20 protein-coding genes are annotated in these 21347 nt (G+C 65.2%); 9 read left to right on the top strand and 11 right to left on the bottom strand.

Features of this window, described 5'->3' with window-relative positions; all coding sequences use genetic code 11:
• Positions 1 to 33: 33 nt before the first annotated feature.
• The 7 genes from QE416_RS05200 to dnaA all read right to left on the bottom strand — a co-directional run bounded on the left by QE416_RS05200 (position 34) and on the right by dnaA (position 9965).
• The gene (locus tag QE416_RS05200) at positions 34 to 435 is read right to left on the bottom strand and encodes a DUF3566 domain-containing protein (protein WP_103207439.1); all 402 of its coding nucleotides are present in this window, start codon (positions 433 to 435) and stop codon (positions 34 to 36) included.
• Positions 432 to 3062 carry a DNA gyrase subunit A gene (gene gyrA / locus QE416_RS05195; protein ID WP_267788836.1) on the bottom strand — a complete coding sequence of 877 codons (2631 nt, stop codon included), beginning with the start codon at positions 3060 to 3062 and terminating at the stop codon, positions 432 to 434. Before gyrA ends, QE416_RS05200 begins: the two co-directional genes overlap by 4 nt.
• A gap of 36 nt (positions 3063 to 3098) precedes the next feature.
• Positions 3099 to 5138 carry a DNA topoisomerase (ATP-hydrolyzing) subunit B gene (gene gyrB, locus QE416_RS05190; RefSeq protein ID WP_210075551.1) on the bottom strand — a complete coding sequence of 680 codons (2040 nt, stop codon included), beginning with the start codon at positions 5136 to 5138 and terminating at the stop codon, positions 3099 to 3101.
• Between the two features lie 119 nt (positions 5139 to 5257).
• A complete protein-coding gene (locus QE416_RS05185) occupies positions 5258 to 5746 on the bottom strand; it encodes a DUF721 domain-containing protein (protein ID WP_246078171.1) in 489 nt (162 codons plus the stop codon).
• The gene (gene recF / locus QE416_RS05180; RefSeq protein ID WP_307314132.1) at positions 5739 to 6893 is read right to left on the bottom strand and encodes a DNA replication/repair protein RecF; all 1155 of its coding nucleotides are present in this window, start codon (positions 6891 to 6893) and stop codon (positions 5739 to 5741) included. The genes QE416_RS05185 and recF overlap by 8 nt, the downstream gene beginning before the upstream one ends.
• A gap of 47 nt (positions 6894 to 6940) precedes the next feature.
• Positions 6941 to 8092, bottom strand: coding sequence for a DNA polymerase III subunit beta (gene dnaN / locus QE416_RS05175; RefSeq protein ID WP_141377057.1), 1152 nt, complete (start codon positions 8090 to 8092; stop codon positions 6941 to 6943).
• Between the two features lie 451 nt (positions 8093 to 8543).
• Complete coding sequence (dnaA, locus tag QE416_RS05170; RefSeq protein WP_267788831.1) at positions 8544 to 9965, bottom strand: chromosomal replication initiator protein DnaA; 1422 nt, start codon at positions 9963 to 9965, stop codon at positions 8544 to 8546.
• A gap of 295 nt (positions 9966 to 10260) precedes the next feature.
• On the opposite strand from dnaA, the gene rpmH reads away from it, so the two are divergent.
• Genes rpmH through rsmG form a run of 6 tightly spaced genes read left to right on the top strand, consistent with a single transcriptional unit; the run spans position 10261 to position 13331 of the window.
• Positions 10261 to 10398, top strand: a complete 138-nt coding sequence (gene rpmH, locus QE416_RS05165) for a 50S ribosomal protein L34 (protein ID WP_013584598.1) — start codon at positions 10261 to 10263, stop codon at positions 10396 to 10398.
• An 8-nt stretch (positions 10399 to 10406) separates the two neighbouring features.
• The gene (rnpA, locus tag QE416_RS05160) at positions 10407 to 10745 is read left to right on the top strand and encodes a ribonuclease P protein component (RefSeq protein WP_115916435.1); all 339 of its coding nucleotides are present in this window, start codon (positions 10407 to 10409) and stop codon (positions 10743 to 10745) included.
• Complete coding sequence (yidD, locus tag QE416_RS05155; RefSeq protein WP_307314125.1) at positions 10742 to 11098, top strand: membrane protein insertion efficiency factor YidD; 357 nt, start codon at positions 10742 to 10744, stop codon at positions 11096 to 11098. The genes rnpA and yidD overlap by 4 nt, the downstream gene beginning before the upstream one ends.
• Before the next feature lie 2 nt (positions 11099 to 11100).
• Entirely contained in the window at positions 11101 to 12174 is a 1074-nt protein-coding gene (yidC, locus tag QE416_RS05150; protein WP_210075540.1) for a membrane protein insertase YidC, read from the top strand.
• A 15-nt stretch (positions 12175 to 12189) separates the two neighbouring features.
• Entirely contained in the window at positions 12190 to 12693 is a 504-nt protein-coding gene (locus QE416_RS05145; protein WP_210075538.1) for a R3H domain-containing nucleic acid-binding protein, read from the top strand.
• Positions 12694 to 12701: 8 nt separating this feature from the next.
• Complete coding sequence (gene rsmG, locus QE416_RS05140) at positions 12702 to 13331, top strand: 16S rRNA (guanine(527)-N(7))-methyltransferase RsmG (RefSeq protein ID WP_210075536.1); 630 nt, start codon at positions 12702 to 12704, stop codon at positions 13329 to 13331.
• Between the two features lie 260 nt (positions 13332 to 13591).
• Here rsmG and QE416_RS05135 read toward each other — a convergent pair whose 3' ends face one another.
• Positions 13592 to 13768 (bottom strand): transposase, encoded by a 177-nt coding sequence (locus QE416_RS05135; protein ID WP_373458837.1) that lies wholly within the window; start codon positions 13766 to 13768, stop codon positions 13592 to 13594.
• An 87-nt stretch (positions 13769 to 13855) separates the two neighbouring features.
• On the bottom strand, positions 13856 to 14230 hold the full coding sequence (locus QE416_RS05130) for a VOC family protein (protein WP_307314120.1): 375 nt from the start codon (positions 14228 to 14230) through the stop codon (positions 13856 to 13858).
• Between the two features lie 3107 nt (positions 14231 to 17337).
• On the opposite strand from QE416_RS05130, the gene QE416_RS05125 reads away from it, so the two are divergent.
• The 3 genes from QE416_RS05125 (at position 17338) to QE416_RS05115 (ending at position 19654) form a co-directional block, all read left to right on the top strand.
• Entirely contained in the window at positions 17338 to 18255 is a 918-nt protein-coding gene (locus QE416_RS05125; RefSeq protein WP_307314118.1) for a ParA family protein, read from the top strand.
• On the top strand, positions 18255 to 19226 hold the full coding sequence (locus tag QE416_RS05120; protein WP_307314115.1) for a ParB/RepB/Spo0J family partition protein: 972 nt from the start codon (positions 18255 to 18257) through the stop codon (positions 19224 to 19226). Before QE416_RS05125 ends, QE416_RS05120 begins: the two co-directional genes overlap by 1 nt.
• A gap of 80 nt (positions 19227 to 19306) precedes the next feature.
• Positions 19307 to 19654 carry a tryptophan synthase subunit alpha gene (locus tag QE416_RS05115; RefSeq protein WP_210075527.1) on the top strand — a complete coding sequence of 116 codons (348 nt, stop codon included), beginning with the start codon at positions 19307 to 19309 and terminating at the stop codon, positions 19652 to 19654.
• 251 nt (positions 19655 to 19905) lie between these two features.
• Here the strand turns inward: QE416_RS05115 and trxA are convergent, their stop codons facing one another.
• The gene (trxA, locus tag QE416_RS05110) at positions 19906 to 20229 is read right to left on the bottom strand and encodes a thioredoxin (RefSeq protein ID WP_056225032.1); all 324 of its coding nucleotides are present in this window, start codon (positions 20227 to 20229) and stop codon (positions 19906 to 19908) included.
• 62 nt (positions 20230 to 20291) lie between these two features.
• Positions 20292 to 21278 (bottom strand): thioredoxin-disulfide reductase, encoded by a 987-nt coding sequence (trxB, locus tag QE416_RS05105; protein WP_210075525.1) that lies wholly within the window; start codon positions 21276 to 21278, stop codon positions 20292 to 20294.
• Between the last annotated feature and the right edge of the window lie 69 nt (positions 21279 to 21347).

Genomic DNA, 21347 nt, shown 5'->3' with positions numbered 1-21347 from the left:
TTACCGGACTCGCGAGGTTTTGACGAATCGACGTCAGTTCGAGGTGAACCCGACGAGAAGGCCGCCGGTGACCTTGACCGCCAGGTTGTAGATGCCCGCCATCACGGCGCCCAGCACCGTGACGATGACGAGGTTCAAGATGGCGATGATGGCCGCGAACGCCATCACCTGGGGAAGGCCGACGTACTGGGAGAGGGTCGCACCGCCGTCGGTGAAGCTGGTGAAGAACTCATCGAGCTTCGTCAGCAGTGTCGCCGAGACGACGAGGTAGATCAGGAAGTACGAGACCACCGTGACGATGGCCAGGGCGACCGCCGCCAGGAACGACAGCTTCACCGCCGACCAGAAGTCGATGTACACCAGGCGCAGTCGGACCTGCTTGGCGGGGGTCTTGTGAGTCGACTTCTTGGCGAGCTTGTCGGCTACCGTGCTCATGCGTCAGTACTTTCCTCGGGGGTCTCGGAGGAGGAGGCGTCGGCCTCGTCCGCGGGGGAAGCGGCGGGCTCCGTGGTCGTCTCCGTCGTCTCGGTCAGGTTCCGCTCTGCGTTTCGGGCGATGGCGATGATCCTGTCATCACCTCCGGCTCGTGCGAACACGACACCCATGGTGTCGCGCCCCTTGGCGGGGACCTCGGCCACGGCAGAGCGTACCACCTTGCCGCTGGCAAGAACCACGAGGACCTCGTCGCCCTCCGACACCATCATTCCGCCCGCGAGAACGCCGCGATCATCGGTCAGACGAGCCACCTTGATGCCCAGACCACCGCGGTTCTGCATGCGGTACTCGGTGACCGCGGTGCGCTTGGCGTATCCGCCCTCGGTCACGACGAAGACGAATTCGTCGTCCTTCGCCACCGATGCCGAGAGCAGGCTGTCCCCCTCGCGGAAGTCCATACCCTTTACGCCTGAGGTCGACCGACCCATCGGTCGCAGCGCACTGTCGGTGGCGGAGAACCGCAACGACTGTCCGAGGCGGCTGATGAGCAGGATGTCATCGCCCTCGTCGACCAACATGGCGCTGACCAGCTCGTCCGCACCGCCCTGTTCGGCCTCGTCGCCCTCTTCCGCGACCTGGCCGCGGAGCTTGATGGCGATCACACCGCCCTGTCGGTTGGTGTCGTACTCGTCGAGGCGGGTCTTCTTGACGAGACCGTTGCGGGTCGCGAGCACGAGGTACGTCGCGACGTTGTAGTCGCGGATGTCGAGGATCTGCGCAATCTCCTCATCGGGCTGAAGGGCGAGCAGGTTCGCGACGTGCTGACCCTTGGCATCCCGGCCGGCCTCGGGGACCTCGTAGGCCTTCGAGCGGTACACGCGACCCTTGTTCGTGAAGAACAACAGCCAGTGGTGCGTCGTGGTGACGAAGAAGTGCTCGACCACGTCGTCTGCGCGCAGCTGCGCGCCCTTCACACCCTTGCCGCCGCGATGCTGCGAGCGGTAGTTGTCGCTGCGTGTGCGCTTGATATAGCCGTCGCGGGTGACCGTGACGACCATCTCCTCTTCTGCGATGAGGTCTTCGATCGAGACGTCGCCGTCGAATCCGTGCAGGATCTCGGTGCGACGGTCGTCGCCGAAGCGATCGGTGATCGCCGTGAGCTCGTCGCGGATGATGGTGCGCTGACGGGCGGGGGTGGCGAGGATGTCGTTGTAGTCCGCGATCCGCGCCTCGAGCTCGGTGGCCTCGTCGACGATCTTCTGACGCTCGAGGGCCGCGAGTCGACGCAGCTGCATGTCGAGGATGGCCTGCGCCTGGATGTCGTCGATGTCGAGAAGCTTCTGCAGGCCCTCGTTGGCATCCTGAGCCGTCGGCGACCGACGGATGAGCGCGATGACGTCGTCGAGCGCGTCGAGCGCCTTCAGATAGCCGCGCAGGATGTGCATGCGCTCCTCGGCCTTGCGGAGGCGGTACTGCGTGCGACGCACGATGACCTCGACCTGGTGGTCGATCCACAGGCTGATGAAGCCGTCGAGAGACAGGGTGCGGGGCACGCCGTCGACGATCGCGAGCATGTTCGCGCCGAAGTTCTCCTGCAGCTGCGTGTGCTTGTACAGGTTGTTCAGCACGACCTTCGCGACGGCGTCGCGCTTGAGCACGACGACCAAGCGCTGACCGGTGCGCCCCGAGCTCTCGTCGCGGATGTCGGCGACGCCCGTGATCTTGCCCTCGCGAGCGAGGTCGCCGATCTTGACGGCGACGTTGTCGGGGTTCACCTGGTAGGGCAGCTCGGTGATCACGAGGCACGTGCGGCCCTGGATCTCCTCGATGTTGACGACGGCCCGCATCGTGATCGAGCCTCGGCCGGTGCGGTAGGCGTCCTTGATGCCGCGGGTGCCGAGGATCTGCGCACGCGTCGGGAAGTCGGGGCCGGGAATGCGCTCCATCAGCGCTTCGAGCAGCTCCTCGCGCGTGGCATCCGGGTTCTCGAGGGCCCAGAGGGCACCGGACGAGACCTCGCGCAGGTTGTGCGGGGGGATGTTCGTGGCCATGCCGACCGCGATGCCGACCGAACCGTTGACGAGCAGGTTCGGGAAGCGCGCGGGAAGGACCGTCGGTTCCTGGGTCTGACCGTCGTAGTTGTCCTGGAAGTCGACGGTCTCTTCTTCGATGTCGCGCACCATCTCGAGCGCGAGAGGAGCCATCTTGGTCTCGGTGTATCGGGGCGCGGCCGCACCCTGGTTGCCGGGCGAACCGAAGTTGCCCTGACCGAGAGCGAGGGGGTAGCGCAGAGACCACGGCTGCACGAGGCGCACGAGGGCGTCGTAGATGGGGGCGTCACCGTGCGGGTGGTAGTGACCCATCACCTCGCCGACCACACGGGCGCACTTCGAGAACGACTTGTCGGGACGGAAACCGCCGTCGTACATGCCGTAGATCACACGGCGGTGCACGGGCTTGAGGCCGTCACGCACATCGGGCAGAGCGCGCCCGACGATGACGCTCATCGCGTAGTCGAGATAACTCCGCTGCATCTCGAGTTGGAGGTCGACCTGGTCGATCTTCCCGTGGTCGTGCGCCGGCTCGCCGCGGACGTCGTCGGATTCGGGCGTGATGTCGTCAGCCATGTCTTCTCAGTTCCGTGATGAATGCGTCGTGCGAGATCAGATGTCGAGGAAGCGGACGTCTTTGGCGTTGCGCTGGATGAAGCTGCGTCGCGACTCGACGTCCTCGCCCATGAGCACCGAGAAGATCTCGTCGGCTGCGGCGGCGTCGTCGATCGTGACCTGCTTCAGCGTGCGCGTCTGCGGGTCCATCGTGGTCTCCCACAGCTCGTGATCGTTCATCTCGCCGAGACCCTTGTAGCGCTGGATGCCGTTGTCCTTGGGGATGCGGCGACCGGAGGCCTGTCCGTCGATCAGCATCGCGTCGCGCTCGCGGTCGCTGTACGCGTACTCGTGGGGGTGGTTCGACCACTTCAGTCGGTACAGCGGCGGCTGAGCGAGGTAGACGTAGCCGGCCTCGATGAGCCCGCGCATGTAGCGGAACAACAACGTGAGCAACAGCGTCGTGATGTGCTGACCGTCGACGTCGGCATCGGCCATCAACACGATCTTGTGATACCGCGCCTTGGCCATGTCGAAGTCTTCGCCGATGCCCGTGCCGAAGGCCTGGATCATGGCCTGGACTTCCTTGTTGCCCAGGGCGCGGTCGAGACGCGCGCGCTCGACGTTCAGGATCTTGCCGCGCAGCGCCAGGATTGCCTGCGTGTGCGGATCGCGACCCTGCACCGCGGAGCCACCGGCCGAGTCACCCTCGACGAGGAAGATCTCGCTGATCGAGGGATCCTTCGAGGTGCAGTCCTTCAGCTTGTCGGGCATCGCGGCCGACTCGAACACGCTCTTACGGCGAGCGGTCTCGCGTGCCTTGCGCGCGGCGAGGCGCGCGGTCGCGGCGTCGATCGCCTTGCGGATGATGTTCTTGGCCTGACCCGGATTGCGGTCGAACCAATCGCCGAGCTTGTCGCCCACGACCTTCTGCACGTAGGCGCGCGCCTCGGTGTTTCCGAGTTTGGTCTTGGTCTGACCCTCGAACTGCGGTTCCGACAGCTTGACCGAGATGACCGCGGTGAGACCCTCGCGGATGTCGTCGCCGGTGAGGTTGTCGTCCTTCTCTTTGAGGAGGTTGTTCGCGCGGGCGTAACGGTTCACGAGCGTCGTCAGCGCGGCGCGGAAACCCTCTTCGTGAGTGCCGCCTTCGTGGGTGTTGATCGTGTTCGCGTAGGTGAAGACGTTCTCGGTGTATGCGGTCGTCCACTGCATCGCGAGCTCGAGGGCGATCTTTCGATCGGTGTCCTCGGACTCGACCTCGATGATCTCGTCGTTGACCACGTCGGCCTTGCGCACGCGGTTGAGGTGCTCGACGTAGTCGACGAGCCCACGCTCGTAGAGGAACGTGTCGTGACGGGCTTCGGTGACCTCTTCGCCCGGTTCGCCCTCCGTGATGACGGACTGCGGACGCTCGTCGCGCAGGCTGATGCGCAGGCCCTTGTTGAGGAAGGCCATCTGCTGGAAGCGCGTGCGCAGGGTGTCGTAGTCGAAGTCGATGGTGTCGAAGATCGTGGCATCCGGCCAGAAGGTGATCGTCGTTCCCGTCTCGTCGCTCTCTTCGTCCTTCGAGAGCGGAGCGAGCGGCACACCGCCGTCGCGGAACGACTGACGCCACACGTGCCCCTGGCGCCGGACCTCGACCTCGAGGCGCGTGGAGAGGGCGTTCACGACCGACGAGCCGACACCGTGCAGACCGCCCGAGACGGCGTAGCCGCCCCCGCCGAACTTTCCGCCGGCGTGCAGCACGGTGAGCACGACCTCGACGGTGGACTTGCCCTCGGTGCGGTGCATGTCGACCGGGATGCCGCGGCCGTTGTCGACCACGCGCACGGCGCCGTCACCGAGGATCGTGACCTGGATCGTGTCGCAGTAGCCGGCCAGCGCCTCGTCGACGGAGTTGTCGACGATCTCTTGCACGAGGTGGTGCAGACCGCGCTCACCCGTGGAGCCGATGTACATACCGGGACGCTTGCGAACGGCCTCGAGGCCCTCGAGCACCTGGATGGCGTCCGCCCCGTACTCGTTGGGAACCTTCTTCGCCGCGGCGGGGACTTCGGGTTCCTCGGAAACGCTGTCGGGGTTTTCGGACGTCATAGGTACGCGCGCTCCAGATCGATTCGTCGGAACTCCCATCCTATCGCGGAAGGGCTCTCGAAATGGCTTGTACGCCCCTACGCGGGGATAAATCGCGTCGAGCCGGGATCGACCATGACTCAGCCGTAGGTATCGCGCGGACCGCGGCCTGGAACGGCTCTGGGCCCCCATTTCCACGAGGGGACGTCCGGGCCTACGAACCGGATCGCCTCGACACCGGCCTCGGGGAAGCGCCGAAGGATCTCCGACAGGATCTGCGCGCGCATGAACTGCAACTGCTTGGCCCACGCCGTCGAATCGGCCTGAACGGTGAGCGTTCCGTTCTCGAGGGCCACCGGGCGCGTGTGCGCCGCGGTGTCGGCTCCGGCTACCTGATCCCACGTGCGCACGAGGTCCTCGCGCGAGAGCTGGGGCTCCCACCCCGCCGACTGGGTCAGCGCCGAGATCACATCGCCCAGACCGCGCGGGTCGCGGCCCGGGCTGAAGGGAGCGTTCTCGCCGTCGTCCGCCCGACGACGACGCTTCTTCTTGCGGTACGGAGAGGGCTCGAGCCCACGAAGCCGCAAGTAGGTCGACATCGTTTCGGGGATCTCGGCGTCGTCACTCACCGCGGGGCTCCTCGATGCGGCCCGCCTCGACGCGGACGACGTGTGCCCGCAGGACATCGGGCACATCTTCTTCGACGGCCGAGGTGACGATGACCTGCTCGTAGCCACCGGCCAGCTCGGCCAGTCGGGTGCGGCGGCCGGCGTCGAGCTCGGCGAACACGTCGTCGAGGATGAGAACCGGGTCGCCCAGACGCGACTCGGCGCGGAGGAGTTCGGCGGATGCCAGGCGCAGAGCGAGCGCGACCGACCACGACTCTCCGTGCGAGGCGTAGCCCTTGACCGGCAGACCCCGAACGCGCAGCACCAGATCGTCGCGGTGCGGGCCCACGAGGGTCAGACCGCGCTCGAGCTCGGCCGAACGCTTCGCCGCGAGGGCTGCCCGGAACTGATCGGCCAGGGGCTCGCTCGATCGCGCGCCGTCGACGGCATCCCCCTCTTCGGGGTCGCCGCCGCCCACGGAGAGCGCCCACGACAGCCGCGGTTCGTGGTCGGCGCCGGCGATCGCTGCATAGGCCGTGGCCACGGGATCGGAGAGGTCGGATGCCAGCGCGCTTCGCGCCTCGATCACCTCGGTGCCCAGGGTGACGAGCTTGTCGTCCCAGACGTCGAGAGTGCTCAGCGCCTCGCCGCGGAGTCCCCGAGCGCGCGCCGACTTCAACAGGGCGCTGCGCTGGCGGAGCACGCGATCGTAGTCGGCGAGCACTCCGGCCATGCGCGGGGTGCGCTGGACGATGAGCTGATCGGCGAACCTGCGGCGGGCGGAGGGGTCGCCTCGCACGATCTGCAGGTCTTCGGGGGCGAAGAGGACCACCTGTGCGTACCGGGGGAGCTCGGAAGTGCGGACGTTGACGCCGTTGACGCGGGCCTTGTTCGTGCCCTGGCGGTTCAGCTGCAACTCGAGCAGGACGCTGCGCTCACCGTGGGCGAGCCGGGCGCGCACGATCGCGGCATCCGTCCCGTCTTTCACGAGAGGGGCGTCGTTGGAGACGCGGTGCGAGCCGAGAGTCGCAAGATACGCCACCGCCTCGACCAGGTTCGTCTTGCCTTGGCCGTTGCGGCCGACGAACACGTTGGCCCCCGGGGAGAGCATGACATCGGCTTCCGCGTAATTGCGGAAGTCCTTCAGTCCGAGCTGCTCCACGATCACCGAGTCAGACTACCCGCCGCCTCCGACACGGCAGCGTGGGTTGCCGCTCAGCGCAACAGCAGGTTGGGCTGCAGGAGGTACTTGAACGTCCCCTCGCCGCCCTTCTCGACCGACGTCTGCGGGGTGACCAGCACGGGGCTGAGCTTGTTCGCGTTGTCGCTCGAGGTGAAGGTGATGCGCGTGAATTCGCTGCGGACGGCACCGAGCGATTCGATGAGGTACTGCGGATTCAGGCCGAGAGTGACCTCGTCGCCCACGAGCGTCGCGTCGACCGACTCGGTTGCGCGCGCCTGCTCGGTACCGGCCGCGTCCATCGAGACACCGTCGGGGCCGAAAGTGAAACGCAGCGGCGCGGAGCGATCGAGCACGAGGGCCACGCGACGGACCGCTTCGACGAGCTCGGCGGTGTTGACCACGCTGTGGTGTTCGGTCTGCGCGGGGAAGAGCCGGCGCACGGGCGGGAAGTTGCCCTTGATGAGCAACGACGTGACGGTCTTGTTGCCCGACGAGAAAGCGATGATCTCGCGGTCGCCCGAGCCCGAGAAGGCGATGGAGATGTCGCCGCTGTGGGCGAAGGTCTTGCCGACTTCCTGCAGCGTACGCGCGGGCACGAGAGCGGAAGTGGTCTCATCAGATGCCACGGCTCCGCCATCCCACGGGATCTCGCGGAGCGCGACGCGGTAGCGGTCGGTTGCGACCAGGCTCAAGCGGGTGCCGGAGACCTCGAGCTGCACGCCGGTGAGGACGGGGGTCACGTCGTCGCGCGAGGCCGCGAACGCGACCTGTGCGATCGCCGTGGCGAACTCGTCCGCGGGAACGAGACCGGACTCGCCCGTGACCTCGGGGATGGCCGGGTACTCCTGCACGGGCATGGAGGCGAGCGTGAAGCGCGCGGAGCCGCAGGTCAGCAGGATGCCACCGTCGTCGTCGACCGTGATCTGGATCGGAGCGTTGGGCAGACGGCTCGCAATGTCGCTGAGGAGTCGGCCGTGCACCAGGATCGTGCCGGGCTCGTCGACGGTCGCCTCGATCGTCGTGCGCGCCGAAGCCTCGTAGTCGAAGGCGGCGAGGGTGAGTCCCTGTTCGTTGGCCTCGATGAGCACACCGGCCAGGATCGGCTGCGGGTTTCGCTGGGGCAGGAGCTTGACCACGAACGAGACGGCTTCGCTGAACACATCGCGATTGACGTGGAACTTCACGGGTGCTCCCTTGACGGCGGGTATGGCTTACCCATGCTAGTGCCCCCTTGCGGTGACGCCCGCCGAGCGACGTCCCCACGGCAAGGTCATCGAATCTCTCTTAACAAAGAACTTGGATCTTCATCTTGTTAACAGCTGTGGAGAGTGTGGATAACTCGCGACACGCTTGTTAACAGCAGGGAACCAGGGGTCTGTTAACTGTGGACGAGCTGCGGAGAGCCTGTCGAGTTAACACCGGTCGTCGCGACGACCGCCTCCTGCTCCTCCACAGCGTTAACGCCTCAGTGCACAGATCATCCCGAGGAAAATCGAGTTATCCACAGGTTTTCCACACTGTGTAGAACCACCCCGGAAACACCCCGTGAGAGACGCTCCACGCCCGGTCAGGGGCAGAAAAAGCGAAGGGGCCCGAGCCACCGGTGGTGGTCGGGCCCCTTCGGGAGACAGGCGCTCAGCGCATGCGGCCGAGCTGGCTGGTGATCTCCGAAACCTGATTGAAGATCGATCGACGCTCCTTCATGAGGTCGCTGATCTTCTTGTACGCGTACATCACGGTCGTGTGATCGCGGTTCCCGAACAGCTGCCCGATCTTGGGGAGCGAGAGGCTCGTGCGCTCACGGCAGAGGTACATCGCGATCTGACGCGCGGTGGCCACCGCCTGCGAGCGGCTCGAACCGTAGAGGTCGTCGACCGACAGCTTGAAGTACTGCGCGGTCGCCGTGATGATGTCCGTCGGCGAGATCACGTTCGCGTCGTCCTGGTCGATGATGTCGCGAAGGACCGTCTGGGCGAGCGACATGTCGAGCGTCGAGCGATTCAGACTGGCGAACGCGGAGACACGGATGAGGGCGCCCTCGAGCTCGCGGATGTTCGACGAGACGACCGTGGCGATGTATTCGAGCACGTCGTCGGGAATGAGAAGTCGTTCGCTCTGCGCCTTCTTACGGAGGATCGCGATGCGCGTCTCGAGGTCGGGCGCCTGGACGTCGGTGATCAGACCCCACTCGAAGCGGCTGCGCATGCGGTCTTCGAAGCCGGTCAGCTGTTTCGGCGGCAGGTCGCTCGTGATGACCACCTGCTTGTCGTGGTCGTGCAGCGTGTTGAACGTGTGGAAGAAGGCTTCCTGCGTTTCGGCACGGCCCTGCAGGAACTGGATGTCGTCGATCAGCAGGATGTCGACGTCGCGATAGCGCGCCTGGAAAGCCGAGCCCCGGTTGTTGGCGATCGAGTTGATGAAGTCGTTCGTGAACTCTTCGCTCGAGACGTAGCGGACCCGGATGCCGGCGTACATGCTCGCGGCGTAGTCGCCGATCGCATGCAGGAGGTGGGTCTTGCCGAGTCCCGAGTCGCCGTAGATGAAGAGCGGGTTGTACGCCTTGGCCGGCGCTTCGGCGACAGCGACCGCCGCGGCGTGCGCGAAACGGTTGGACTGGCCGATGACGAAGTTGTCGAAGGTGTACTTCGGGTTGAGGCGGGTGTCGTTCCGTGACGCCGGGACGATCGGCTCGGGAGCCTGCTCGTTGATGGTCGAGAGCGCGGGTGCCGCCTGCGGGCGCTCTTCCCGCGGAGCGGCGGAGGAGCTGCGCTGCGTCTCGATCACATCGGGGTTCACGACGACGCGGAACGTGCCGATCTGAGGATCTTCTCCCTGCACGTGGGCGAGTGCCTCGAGGATCGGCGTGCGCATGCGCTTGTTGAACTGGGCTGCCGTGAGGTCGTTCGGCACGTCGAGATAGAGGGTTCCCCCCATGACGCCCTGCGGAACGGCGAGGTTCAGGAAGCCGTGCAGCTGCGGGGTGACGCGGTCGTCGGTGAGAAGCTGGTCCAACACGGATGACCAGACGGGTACATCCGGTGCTTCGTGCAGAGACATAGCCCCTCCGGGGTCTTGACGCGACGGGTGATCGACGTGTCGCGTCGAACCTGTGGATAACTTCCGGGGCCACGCTAGTTCGAGGCCCTGTCGGAGCAAAATCCACTGTAGGACGCGGCCGCGTGTCTTTTCCACGCTTGTGTACAACGCCTGGGGATAATGGGCGGTCGCGTTCTCGGTTTGAGTTAACGCCGCGCTCGACGTAGCCTTAGTCGGTTGACTTATGCCTATACGGCAGTCCCGACCCCCGTCCCCGGCAGAAGAGCATCGGGCGACATCACCTCCGGAGTGACCCATGAGCAAGCGCACCTTCCAGCCCAACAACCGCCGCCGCGCCAAGAAGCACGGCTTCCGCGCCCGCATGCGTACGCGTGCCGGCCGTGGCATCCTGGCCGCACGTCGCGCCAAGGGCCGCACCGAGCTCTCGGCCTGACGGACCCGGTGCTCGCGAAGCCGAACCGACTCACCCGCGGATCGGACTACAAAGCCACGGTCCGACGGGGCACTCGCTGTGCCGGAGCGCACACCGTGACCTACGTCGGAACCTCGGCTGAGACCGATTCGCCCCGGTTCGGCTTCATCGTGAGTCGACAGGTCGGCTCCGCAGTCACCCGCAACACCATTCGACGCCGCCTCAAGGCGGTGTGCGCCGAGGCGCTCCCGTCTGTTCGCGGGGGCGCCTCGATTGTCATCCGTGCGCTGCCCTCGGCCGCGACCGTCGACTATCCGACGCTCCGCGCCGAAGTGGTGCGATGCCTCGAACGAAAAGCATCGGTATGAGTGCCTCGACTCTCCCGACCTCGTCCACGGGGGCCGGTCGGCTCACGGCCGACGGTGTCATGGCATCCATCCCGCTCCTCCCCCGCAATGCGGGGCTGGCGCTGTTGCACGCGTATCGAGCGACGATCTCGCACGTCTACGGCGACGTGTGCAAGTACTACCCGTCCTGCTCCGCCTATTCGGTGGGTGCCGTGCAGCAGCATGGACTCGTGAAGGGCATCGCGTTCACCGCGGCCCGTCTCGCACGCTGTCATCCCTGGGCTCAGGGTGGCATCGACGACGTCCGTCCTCATCGGGCCTTCCGCCACGAACTCACTCGGCACGGATTCGTCGTGCCCTCCCGAAAGGACTGATCGTGCAATTCGATCTCATTGGGACCATCCTCTGGCCACTGAAATGGGTGGTCGAACTCGTGCTGGTGGGGTGGCACGCCCTTTTCACCGCGTTGGGCATGGCTCCCGCGGCCGGCCTCACCTGGGTTCTGTCGATCGTGGGCCTCGTGCTCATCGTGCGCGCCGCCCTGATCCCGCTCTTCGTGAAGCAGATCAAGAGCCAGCGCAAGATGATGGAGATCGCTCCCGAGCTGCGCAAGGTGCAGGAGAAGTACAAGGGCAAGCGCGACCAGCTGTCCCGCGAGGCGATGAGCCGCGAGACCATGGCGCTGTACAAGAAGCACGGAACGACGCCGGTTTCGAGCTGCCTGCCCCTGCTTGTGCAGATGCCGATCTTCTTCGCGTTGTTCAGCGTGCTGAACGACGTGTCGAAGCACGCCGCGAGCGGTATCGGCGGTGTGGGTCTGCTGACTCCCGAACTGACGACCGAGTTCTACGACGCGCGCCTGTTCGATGTGGCGTCCATGCACGTCAACCTGGTCACCGCATGGGGCCAGGCCGATGGCCAGGTCACCGTCGCGATTCTGCTGACGCTCGTCGTGCTCATGATCGGCTCGCAGTTCTTCACGCAGCTGCAGATCATCTCGAAGAACCTGTCGCCCGAGGCCAAGACCGGTCAGGCGTACCAGATGCAGAAGATCATGCTCTACATCCTGCCGCTGGCGTTCATCTTCTCGGGTGTGTTCTTCCCGCTCGGTGTCGTCATCTACTGGTTCGTGAGCAACCTGTGGACGATGGTTCAGCAGTTCGTGGTCATCCGCGAGATGCCGACTCCCGGTTCCGACGCCGCGAAGGCTCGCGAGGAGCGCTTGGCGCGCAAGGGCAAGGCCATCGATTCGTCGGGCAAGGTCGTTCCCATCGAGAAGTACCGCGCTGAGCAGCAGCGACTGCTCGAAGAGACCGAGAAGGCTCGTGCGGCCCAGCCGAAGCGCCAGCAGCCGGTGGGCAAGCAGCGCGCGAAGAAGCAGCAGTCCACGAAGAACACCGGCGCCGCGGGTGGATCCGCTGGCAACGCCGGTTCCGCACCCGCCTCCTGAGAACCGGAGATCACGATGACGACGTCCGATCAGATCGCACCCGAGCAGACTGCCGCCACCGAGGAACAGCTCGAGCAGGAAGGCGACATCGCCGCCGACTACCTCGAGGGCCTTCTCGACATCGCCGATATCGACGGTGACCTCGCCATGGACGTGCGCGCAGGACGCGCCTACGTCTCTGTCGAGGCCGAGGATGCGGCGGCTCTGTCGACCCTCTCGCACCCCGACACGGTGCAGGCTCTTCAGGAGCTCACGCGTCTCGCGGTGCAGAATGCGACGGGCCGGTTCTCACGGCTCATCCTCGATATCGGTGGATCCCGCGACGCGCGCCAGCGTCAGCTCGAGAACCTCGTCGATCGGGCGATCGCTCGTCTCGATGAGGGTGCGTCTCAGGCATCGCTCCCGGCGATGTCGAGCTACGAGCGCAAGCTGGTGCACGACATCGCGGCCGATCGCGGTTTCTCGTCCGAGTCCTTCGGTGAGGGCGCCGATCGTCACACCGTGCTCCGCCGCGGCTGAGCCTCAGGATGCCGGAACAGCTCGAAAGTGAGCCGAGTGCTGCATCGACGCTCTTCGGTGTGAATCTCGAGAAGGCTCGTCGCTTCACCGAGAATCTCGCGGTCCACGGCGAGGAACGTGGGCTCATCGGCCCGCTCGAGGTGCCGCGACTGTGGACGCGTCACATTCTGAACAGCGCTATCGCGGCGCCGTTCTTCGAGGGTCGCGCCGTCGACGTGGGCTCTGGTGCCGGCCTGCCCGGGCTCGTGCTCGCCATCGCCCGACCGGACGTCGAGTGGACGCTCATCGAGCCCATGGAGCGCCGTACGGCGTGGTTGTCGGAGCAGGTGGCCGAGCTCGAATTGGAGAACGTCACCGTCGCGCGTATGCGTGGCGAGGAGTGGGCTGAGGGTCGAGTGTTCGACGTGGCGACAGCTCGTGCGGTGAGTGCTCTGCGGACCCTTCTGCCGTTCACCGCTCCCCTGGTGCGTCCCGGCGGTCGTCTGGTCTTTCTCAAGGGCGCCAATGTCGGTGCCGAGGTCGAGGCCGCCTCGAAGCAGGTGCGCAAGTACGGCCTCAGCGATGTTTCTGTCGAAGTCGTCGGCGAGGGTGTCCTCGAGGAGCCGACGCGGGTCTTTCTCGCCACCGTCAGTCGTTGACCTTCCAGTTCGCCATTCACCTCAGCGAGCGGCATCGGCTCATGCTGTTTCCTATGTAATTCCTATGGATACTTGCCCTCTCGCCTCACCGGCGGCCTGACTTCAGCCGGCTGTCTCGTCCGTGTCGTGTGCGTTCGCGCCACGAGTAGACGCAGGTGAATGACGGTCGAAGTCTTGCTCGCGGATCGCCTGGGGTTCCGCGGTGTTCTCGTTTTATCGGTGTCCCAGGTTCCGGTGACAGCCGTCCGATAATGCCAGGTTCACACCGTCTGCCATAGGACGAACAGTTGCGATAGGTCCCGCCAGGCGATCCCGCACCGGTAACGGTAGATGATCGCCTCGACCATCAGCCTCGCGTCGGAGAACTTCCGCCCCGGCCGACCGGTGGGACGGGGAAGCATGTCCTCAATCGACGACCACAGAGCATCCGAAAGCACGTGAGTCCGCGATATCAGCCGAGCGTCTCAGACATCCCTAACGGATCGCGGTGGGCTCGCCCCGTCAGCGACACGTCACGCCCGCCACTACTGGTTGCTGAGGGCGATCCGGTTACCCTCGCTGTCAGCCAGCTCTGCAACAATCAGGCCGTCGGCGACTTCTGTAACGGGGTACAGCACCGATCCACCGAGCTTTTGCGCCCTCGCTACCACTGCTTCGACGTCGTCCACCGACACGTAGACGCGAGTGCCATCGATGGATGGAACGTACGATTCGCCCTGCATCAAAGCGATGACCGCGCTCGCTGCGTCCGAATCTTCATCGAGGATGCAACACTGATGACCGTCGAGGACCGTCCGCCGCACCGAGGCACCGAAGAGACCGCGGTAGAAGCGTTCCGCGCGTTCCAAATCCTCTGCCGGGATCTCAACGTAGGTCGCTCTTACGTGAACCCTGGTCATGCCCACGACCATAGTGGAAGCAACCAGGCGCTGGCAGGGCATAACCGCACGGAGGCGTCCACCCGATGCCGCACAGCGGAAACGTTTATCGGACACGCCCTTGTCGTCAATCGGCTCCTCTGCCGCTGTCGCGCGGAGAGCGGCCGCCACGCCGTGGCAATCTGCCTGCCGTTGTGCTGGCGGCCTCTTCACGGCGCCACATATGGTTCGCAGCCGGCAGCGATTGCGGGAGTGAGGCGTAGGGCGCGCGATCGGCATGAGGCGCGGCGACCCGTGGCGGGTTCTCGGGATCAGGCGCTGGGCCATCAGACCCACTCGGGTAAATCGGCTTACGCATCTTCACGGGTGAGGGAACGGGTCATTGACTGGCTTTGGTGATGGTTCACATGGGGCAGGGGACTCTCCCCCACCCGTGGCAACAGCCTGGCTTGGACTCGGAGGCTATTGGTGGTCGACGGCGGGGATTGCGATACTGCGGCGAAGTGGGCTCCCCCGGCGCGCTGTCGGTCGGACTGTCCGGTGCGCCGGTGTCGTTTGGTGTCACGATAGATCGTCCGTACGTATGGCAGTGGCGTTAGGTGGTAGCGCTGCGGAAGCGGCCAGGAGCCGCCAGGCCCGGTGCAGCGTCAGTGGCGCGCGATGGTCGGGCCCGAGGTATCCGGGAGAGCGTGGGGATGCGTGAGGCACACGAGGTGTTTCACGTGAAACGTCAACTACTGCTGATTGGCTTGAGTGGGGAGGTTGAGGCGGCGGGGTTGTTCGTCTACGAAGTTCGGCCGAGTGAAGGTTCTGCTCCATTCGCGGCACGTTCGCGCACGTCGTTCCAGCGTCTGGCTTGGGCATCCAGTTTCCGTGCTGACTGCAGATGGAAAGGTTGATCAGGCGGCCCCGCTCCGTCGTGCTGTTTCACGTGAAACATCGGCACTGCCGCACCTGGGTAGCGGCACCATGGTGTGACTCGTCCGTGGGGTCGAATTGCGGTGCCGCAGGACACCCTCGATAGCGACCTGCGTCACCGACGGTGCATTGCAGTGCCGCGGGCGGCGACCCGTTTCCTCCTCCCCGCCGGATTGTCGCCGAGTTTGCCGTATCAGTCCCCTCTTCGTGGATGTTTCACGTGGAACATCGGATCGCCGTACCTGGGTAGGGGAGATCCGGTGTGACTTGTATGTGGGCTCGGGACGCGGTCCCGCAGGAAACCCACGATGGCGAGCCGCTTCACCGTTGGGTGCATTGCAACGCTGCGGCGGGTGGCCCGCTTCTCCCTCCCCTGCCCGGGTCTCGCCGATCTCACCGTGTTACCCCCCTCTCCTCAGCCGTTTCACGTGAAACACCGGCATCGCCGGACCTGGGTAGCGGCAATCTGGTGTGACTCGTTCGTGGGGTCGAGTCGCGGTCCCACAGGAGACCTTTGATGGTGAGCCGCTCCATCGACGGCGCATTGCAATACTGCGGGCGGTGGCCCGTTTCCCGCTCCCCCGCCAGGTTCTCGCTGAGCTTGCCGTGACAGTCCCCTCTTCGGAGATGTTTCACGTCAAACACGCCCTGTCGCGAGGGCAGGGGGCTCGTGAACTCAAGGCCTACAGGTAGTGCCGTGATCCGCGCGGAGTTGGAGCGCGGACGAAACGTGAGGGAAGCTCGAGCCCCGCCGGACTCTGTTCCGAGAACTGCCACTCGTCCTAGTTTAGGAAAGGCGCGTAACGCGGTCGTAAGAAGACGCCGAGGCTGCTGAAAGCGAGAACATCGAGCGAGTTGCGCGGCGGTAAGACGAGTTCGACATGCCGCTCGGTTGCCCCCGGACGGATAGCGTGCGGTCATCGATCGGAGACCACTGTGTCGCCCCTCTGCGGGCGACCATGAGCGGTCGCATGGCCCGACAGTTGGCAGAAGTATGTACGTTTTGACGGGATCTTCCGTAGATGGGGCGCTTACGTTCTCGCGCAAAGTCCCGTAGGCGGATGCGGGTGGGCGTTCTGCCGTGAACTGCCACGGGCGTAGGGCTCTGCGTGGACTGCCGGCACTCGCTGGTGACAGCGGGAGTCTTCCGTGTTGCTACCCAGTTGTTGCTGCTGCGCTGCCGCGAAAAGGGACGGGCCTCCATCCGCAATCTCGCTTACACGCAGAACCTGACCCGGCGTCCGCTGCGAGGCTGACGTTGCCTGGGGGGCGCAGCGACAGAGTTCCGACCGCGGGGTCGGTGCAGAAGGGTGGGCTTCGCTGCGTCCTCGCTTGTGAACCGAACGTCTATGGGTGACCCCGGCGCGTCTGCGCGGAGTGAAGATCTGGGTGCGTACGGCTGGTCGCTCGCTCGCCGCCGGTTGCTGCGAGAGTTGAGCGGGAGCGGGCGGGTGCAGTACGTGAATCAATCACCGACGAAGAGGTCTCGCCTCCCGTATCCCCTATCTCGCTCGCTTACGCCCATGCGAATTCGGACCCCAGTCGATCCAATGCAGCGCTGGCACTGGTTCTTGATTTCACAGCGCGCTTCGACTGAGGGGGTGCGCGCACGCCAGCTGCGCAGTCATGGAGACCATCCGACGACCGGCGCGTGATAACGCGCTACGAGGCACTGCTTAGTACCTTGAACCGACCGTGAACGCGCGCTGCCACTAGACGATCCGCCTTTGTCTCGGTGCGACGTTGGTGAGCGGCGAACTCTCCAGGGTCGCATTCCTGAGGTGGAGACACGCGTTGAGCCCGCTTGGATCCTCGCGGAAGAGTTTCACGTGAAACACAATCGCTAGCCCCTGACGGCTGAGTGTAAGCGGCTGAAGAGTAGCCAGCTGACCCAGCTCCGAACTCGTGTCGCGGAACGCTGGGCTGTCCTCCGACGATTCTCGTCACCGCACCGGATGGCGCGAAACGATGGAGCAGTAGGGCGGACTCAGTGTTTCACGTGAAACATGACGACAAGGCGTGGCGGAAGATCACGCCAAAAACGGACACCCTGCACCCGGGTGCCCCCTCATGAGCTCGCGGGACTGTGACCCGGGGACTGATGCGTGTGCAGCGATGAAAGGTCCGGCGTGCCCAGTCGCTGCCCCTGCCATCACACACCGGGCGCGCGGGTAGACTGGGCGAGTTGCCGACGGAGAGGTGCGTTTCACGTGAAACAGTCCGATGAGGCGCCCGCGTCGTCTTCGTTCGACGACTCCCCGATCGCACGAGAGATCGCGAATCTCTCCGCCCGTCGACGGACTCTCGAAGAGACGTCCGTTGAGCTGTCGGGTCGTACGCGTGTGTTCACTGTGTCGAATCAAAAGGGCGGGGTCGGTAAGACCACGACGGCTGTTAACATCGCGGCGGCGCTGGTGTCGGTCGGAGCTCGTGTTCTGGTCGTCGACCTCGATCCCCAGGGCAACGCGTCGACGGCACTCGGCGTTGCGCATAGCGCCGATACCCCGAGCGTGTACGACGTGCTCATAGATGAGTTCCCTCTCGCGGACATCATTCAGACCAGCCCGGAGTCCCCCGACCTCTTGTGCGCACCCAGCACTATCCATCTCGCCGGCGCCGAGATCGAGCTCGTGTCGCAGGTCGCGCGAGAGCATCGCCTCCGCGGAGCACTACGTGATTACCTCGATCGCGATGAAAATCGTCTCGACTTCGTGATCATCGATTGCCCCCCATCTCTCGGGCTCCTGACCATCAACGCCTTCACTGCCGCCGACGAGGTTCTGATTCCCATCCAGTGCGAGTACTACGCGCTCGAGGGACTCAGTCAGCTACTCGGTAGCGTGCAGATGATCCAGAAGCATCTGAACCCGGGCCTGCATGTCTCGACCATTCTGTTGACGATGTACGACGGACGAACCCGGTTGGCGCAACAGGTCGCCGAAGAAGTCCGCTCGCACTTCACGGACGAGGTCTTGAACACCGTCATCCCCCGCTCGGTACGCGTCTCGGAGGCTCCGAGTTTCGGACAGACCGTCATCGCGTACGATGGCCAGTCAGCGGGCGCCATTGCCTACCGCGAGGCCGCGGTGGAGATCGTCGCTCGCGACACCACGAAGAAGGGTTCCTGATGGCCAAGAGGACCGGTCTGGGCCGCGGTATCGGCGCCCTCATCCCCACCATGGAGCCGTCGGAGGCGCGGCCCGTCGACGTGTTCTTCCCCGACGGGAACGTCAAGGGCAAGGACGCTCCCGTCGAGACCGTCGGCGAGCAGACGTCCGACTCGTCCCTCGTCGCGGTGCCCGGCGCGCGCCTCGTCCACATCGATCCGAAGTCGATCGTTCCCAACCCGCGCCAACCACGTACGCACTTCGACGCTGACGATCTGGCGGAGCTCATCCACTCCGTCCGTGAGTTCGGAGTTCTGCAGCCGGTTGTCGTGCGGGACAAGGGCGACGGCACCTACGAGCTCATCATGGGTGAGCGCCGTACTCGAGCGTCTCGCGAGGCGGGGCTCAAGACGATCCCGGCTGTGGTGCGCGAGACCGAGGACGAGTACCTCCTCCGCGATGCCCTCTTGGAGAACCTCCACCGGTCGCAGCTCAATCCGCTGGAAGAAGCTTCCGCCTACCAGCAGTTGCTCGAGGACTTCGGCATCACGCAGGAGGAGCTCGCGACGCGTATCGGTCGCTCCCGCCCGCAGATCAGCAATACCATCCGTCTGCTGAAGCTGCCGGTGCCCGTGCAGCAACGCGTCGCTGCGGGTGTCCTGAGCGCTGGGCACGCTCGTGCCATCCTTTCGCTGGACGACCCCAAAGAAATGCAGAAGCTCGCCGACAAGATCGTCAACGAGGATCTCTCGGTGCGGGCGGCCGAAGCCGCGGCCAAGATGCCCGGCGTTGCACCCGTGCGCCAGAAGCCCCGGGCCGGGTCGCAGCAACTGGGTCTGGACGCCATCGCCGATCGGCTCGGTGATCGCTTCGATACCAAGGTGCGGGTCTCGCTGAGTGCAAAAAAAGGCCAGATCAGCATTGATTTTGCAAGCATTCAGGACCTCAATCGCATTCTCGCGACGTGGGGCGAAGAGGGCTACACAGGCTGAGCGCTCGCTGGGGTGCTTCTCTCGCGGTCAGCGAACGGGTTCCGAGGCCCGATGTCACAGGCTCGACGTACGCTGGAACGGTGACAGCGAACGACGACAACCCGCGCCGTCGCGCTAGCCTCGAGCTTCTGCGCGCGGAGGCCTCCGACGAACTCGCGGTTTTGATCCACGAGCGCCTGCGCGGGGGTGAAGACCCGTGGGACTTCATGGAAGACCTACCGAGTGTCGACGAGCTGGTCGTGCTCATTCTGCGGGCTGACAACATCTCGGAGAACGGCGGCGTCCGACCCACCCGCGCACGCAACTACCGTGTGCTCCGGCAGATCGCTCTCGACTACCCCGCACTCACGAAGGCTGTGTGGCGCATCCTGGGCGATGAAGAGCCGCACCGGCGCTGGGATGCCAGCGCCCGTCTCGACGCCTCCTGAGGGGCCTCAGGCGCCCGTGTGGGCCGCACCCATCATCTGACCCACGAGGACGTGCTCCGCACCCCAGTAGTCCTGGCATCCCGATCTCGTCCGAGGGTGATCGCGCGGCGACCCGCAGCGGTGAGAGTGTCGTGTCTCACCGTCTGAACGCTCGATGCCCCTGCTGCAGGCGCCCTTCTTCGACAACCCTGCACCCATAACGCGAACGTCCCCGGCACCAGAAGGCGCCGGGGACGTTCAGACGAGAGATCTCAGCCGAGGAAGGCGGCGAGATCCTGCTCGAGCGCGTACTTGGGCTTCGCACCGATGATGGTCGTCTTGACCTCGCCGCCCTGGAAGACCTTCATCGCGGGGATCGAGGTGATCTGGTACTTCATCGCAAGGTCGGGGTTCTCATCGACGTTGAGCTTGAGAACGGTGATCTTGCCCGCGTTCTCGTTCTGGATCTCGTCGAGCACGGGGGCGACCATGCGACACGGTCCGCACCACTCGGCCCAGAAGTCCACGAGAACGGGTCCGTCGGCCTGCAGGACGTCCTGCTCGAACGTTGCGGAGGTCGTCGCCTTGGCAGTCATTGCATTTCTCCTTAGATGAAAGCGTCAGTTGGTGAAAACGCCGGTGAGCTCGGTTTTGTTCCTCAGACGACCGCGGCGTCGGGGAGGCCCTCGATGGGGCTCTCGGCGACGGCGGGCTCGCCGGCCTCACCGCGCGCGGCGAGGAAGTGCTCCACGTCGAGTGCGGCGACGGTGCCACTGCCCGCGGCCGTGATGGCCTGCCGGTAGGTCGGGTCGATGACGTCGCCGGCGGCGAAGACACCCTCGACCGACGTGCGCGACGAACGGCCGTCGACCCAGATGGTGCCCTGGTCGGTCAGCTGCAGCTTGTCGTGGACGAGGTGCGTGCGGGGGTCGTTTCCGATCGCGACGAACAGGCCGTCCAGTGGCAGCTCGCGCGTGGAGTCGTCGACGGTCGAGCGCAGGCGCACGCCGTTGACGGCCTCGTCGCCGAGGATCTCGTCGACGGCGCTGTTCCAGATGAACTCGATCTTCGGGTTCGCGAACGCGCGCTCCTGCATGATCTTCGAGGCGCGGAGGGAGTCCTTGCGGTGGATGATGTAGACCTTCGACGCGAACTTCGTCAGGAAGTTGGCCTCTTCCATCGCGGAGTCGCCACCGCCGACCACGGCGATGGTGCGGTCACGGAAGAAGAAGCCGTCGCAGGTGGCGCACCACGAGACGCCGCGGCCGGACAGGCGGTCTTCGCCCTCGAGGCCGAGCTTGCGATAGGCCGACCCGGTGGCGTAGATGACAGAGACGGCCTCTTCGACCTTGCCGCTACCGAGGGTGATCTTCTTGACGGGGCCGTCGAGCTCGAGCGATACGACGTCGTCGTATAGGACCTGGGCGCCGAAGCGCTCGGCCTGCGCCTGCATCTTGGCCATGAGGTCGGGACCCTGGATGCCGTCGGGGAACCCGGGGAAGTTCTCGACCTCGGTCGTGTTCATGAGATCGCCGCCGGCTTCGACGGAACTCGCGACGACGAGGGGCTCGAGGTTGGCTCGGGCAGCGTAGATGGCGGCCGTGTATCCGGCCGGGCCCGATCCGATGATGATGACGTGACGCACGTTTGCGCCTTCCTCTCGTTGATTCCGTCGGATGAAACCCATGGTAGCCGCGGGGTATTCCGCAGCCCC

The sequence above is a fragment of the Microbacterium sp. SORGH_AS_0421 genome, assembly GCF_030818635.1.
Classification (GTDB): domain Bacteria; phylum Actinomycetota; class Actinomycetes; order Actinomycetales; family Microbacteriaceae; genus Microbacterium.
This window is presented reverse-complemented; position numbering and strand designations above follow the sequence as displayed.

What these genes read in the sequence shown, in the direction of transcription:
- QE416_RS05200 (WP_103207439.1), bottom strand. Translation starts at nt 435, where the DNA reads ATGAGCACGGTAGCCGACAAGCTCGCCAAGAAGTCGACTCACAAGACC.
- gyrA (WP_267788836.1), bottom strand. Translation starts at nt 3,062, where the DNA reads ATGGCTGACGACATCACGCCCGAATCCGACGACGTCCGCGGCGAGCCG.
- gyrB (WP_210075551.1), bottom strand. Translation starts at nt 5,138, where the DNA reads ATGACGTCCGAAAACCCCGACAGCGTTTCCGAGGAACCCGAAGTCCCC.
- dnaA (WP_267788831.1), bottom strand. Translation starts at nt 9,965, where the DNA reads ATGTCTCTGCACGAAGCACCGGATGTACCCGTCTGGTCATCCGTGTTG.
- rpmH (WP_013584598.1), top strand. Translation starts at nt 10,261, where the DNA reads ATGAGCAAGCGCACCTTCCAGCCCAACAACCGCCGCCGCGCCAAGAAG.
- yidD (WP_307314125.1), top strand. Translation starts at nt 10,742, where the DNA reads ATGAGTGCCTCGACTCTCCCGACCTCGTCCACGGGGGCCGGTCGGCTC.
- QE416_RS05145 (WP_210075538.1), top strand. Translation starts at nt 12,190, where the DNA reads ATGACGACGTCCGATCAGATCGCACCCGAGCAGACTGCCGCCACCGAG.
- rsmG (WP_210075536.1), top strand. Translation starts at nt 12,702, where the DNA reads ATGCCGGAACAGCTCGAAAGTGAGCCGAGTGCTGCATCGACGCTCTTC.
- QE416_RS05130 (WP_307314120.1), bottom strand. Translation starts at nt 14,230, where the DNA reads ATGACCAGGGTTCACGTAAGAGCGACCTACGTTGAGATCCCGGCAGAG.
- QE416_RS05120 (WP_307314115.1), top strand. Translation starts at nt 18,255, where the DNA reads ATGGCCAAGAGGACCGGTCTGGGCCGCGGTATCGGCGCCCTCATCCCC.
- trxA (WP_056225032.1), bottom strand. Translation starts at nt 20,229, where the DNA reads ATGACTGCCAAGGCGACGACCTCCGCAACGTTCGAGCAGGACGTCCTG.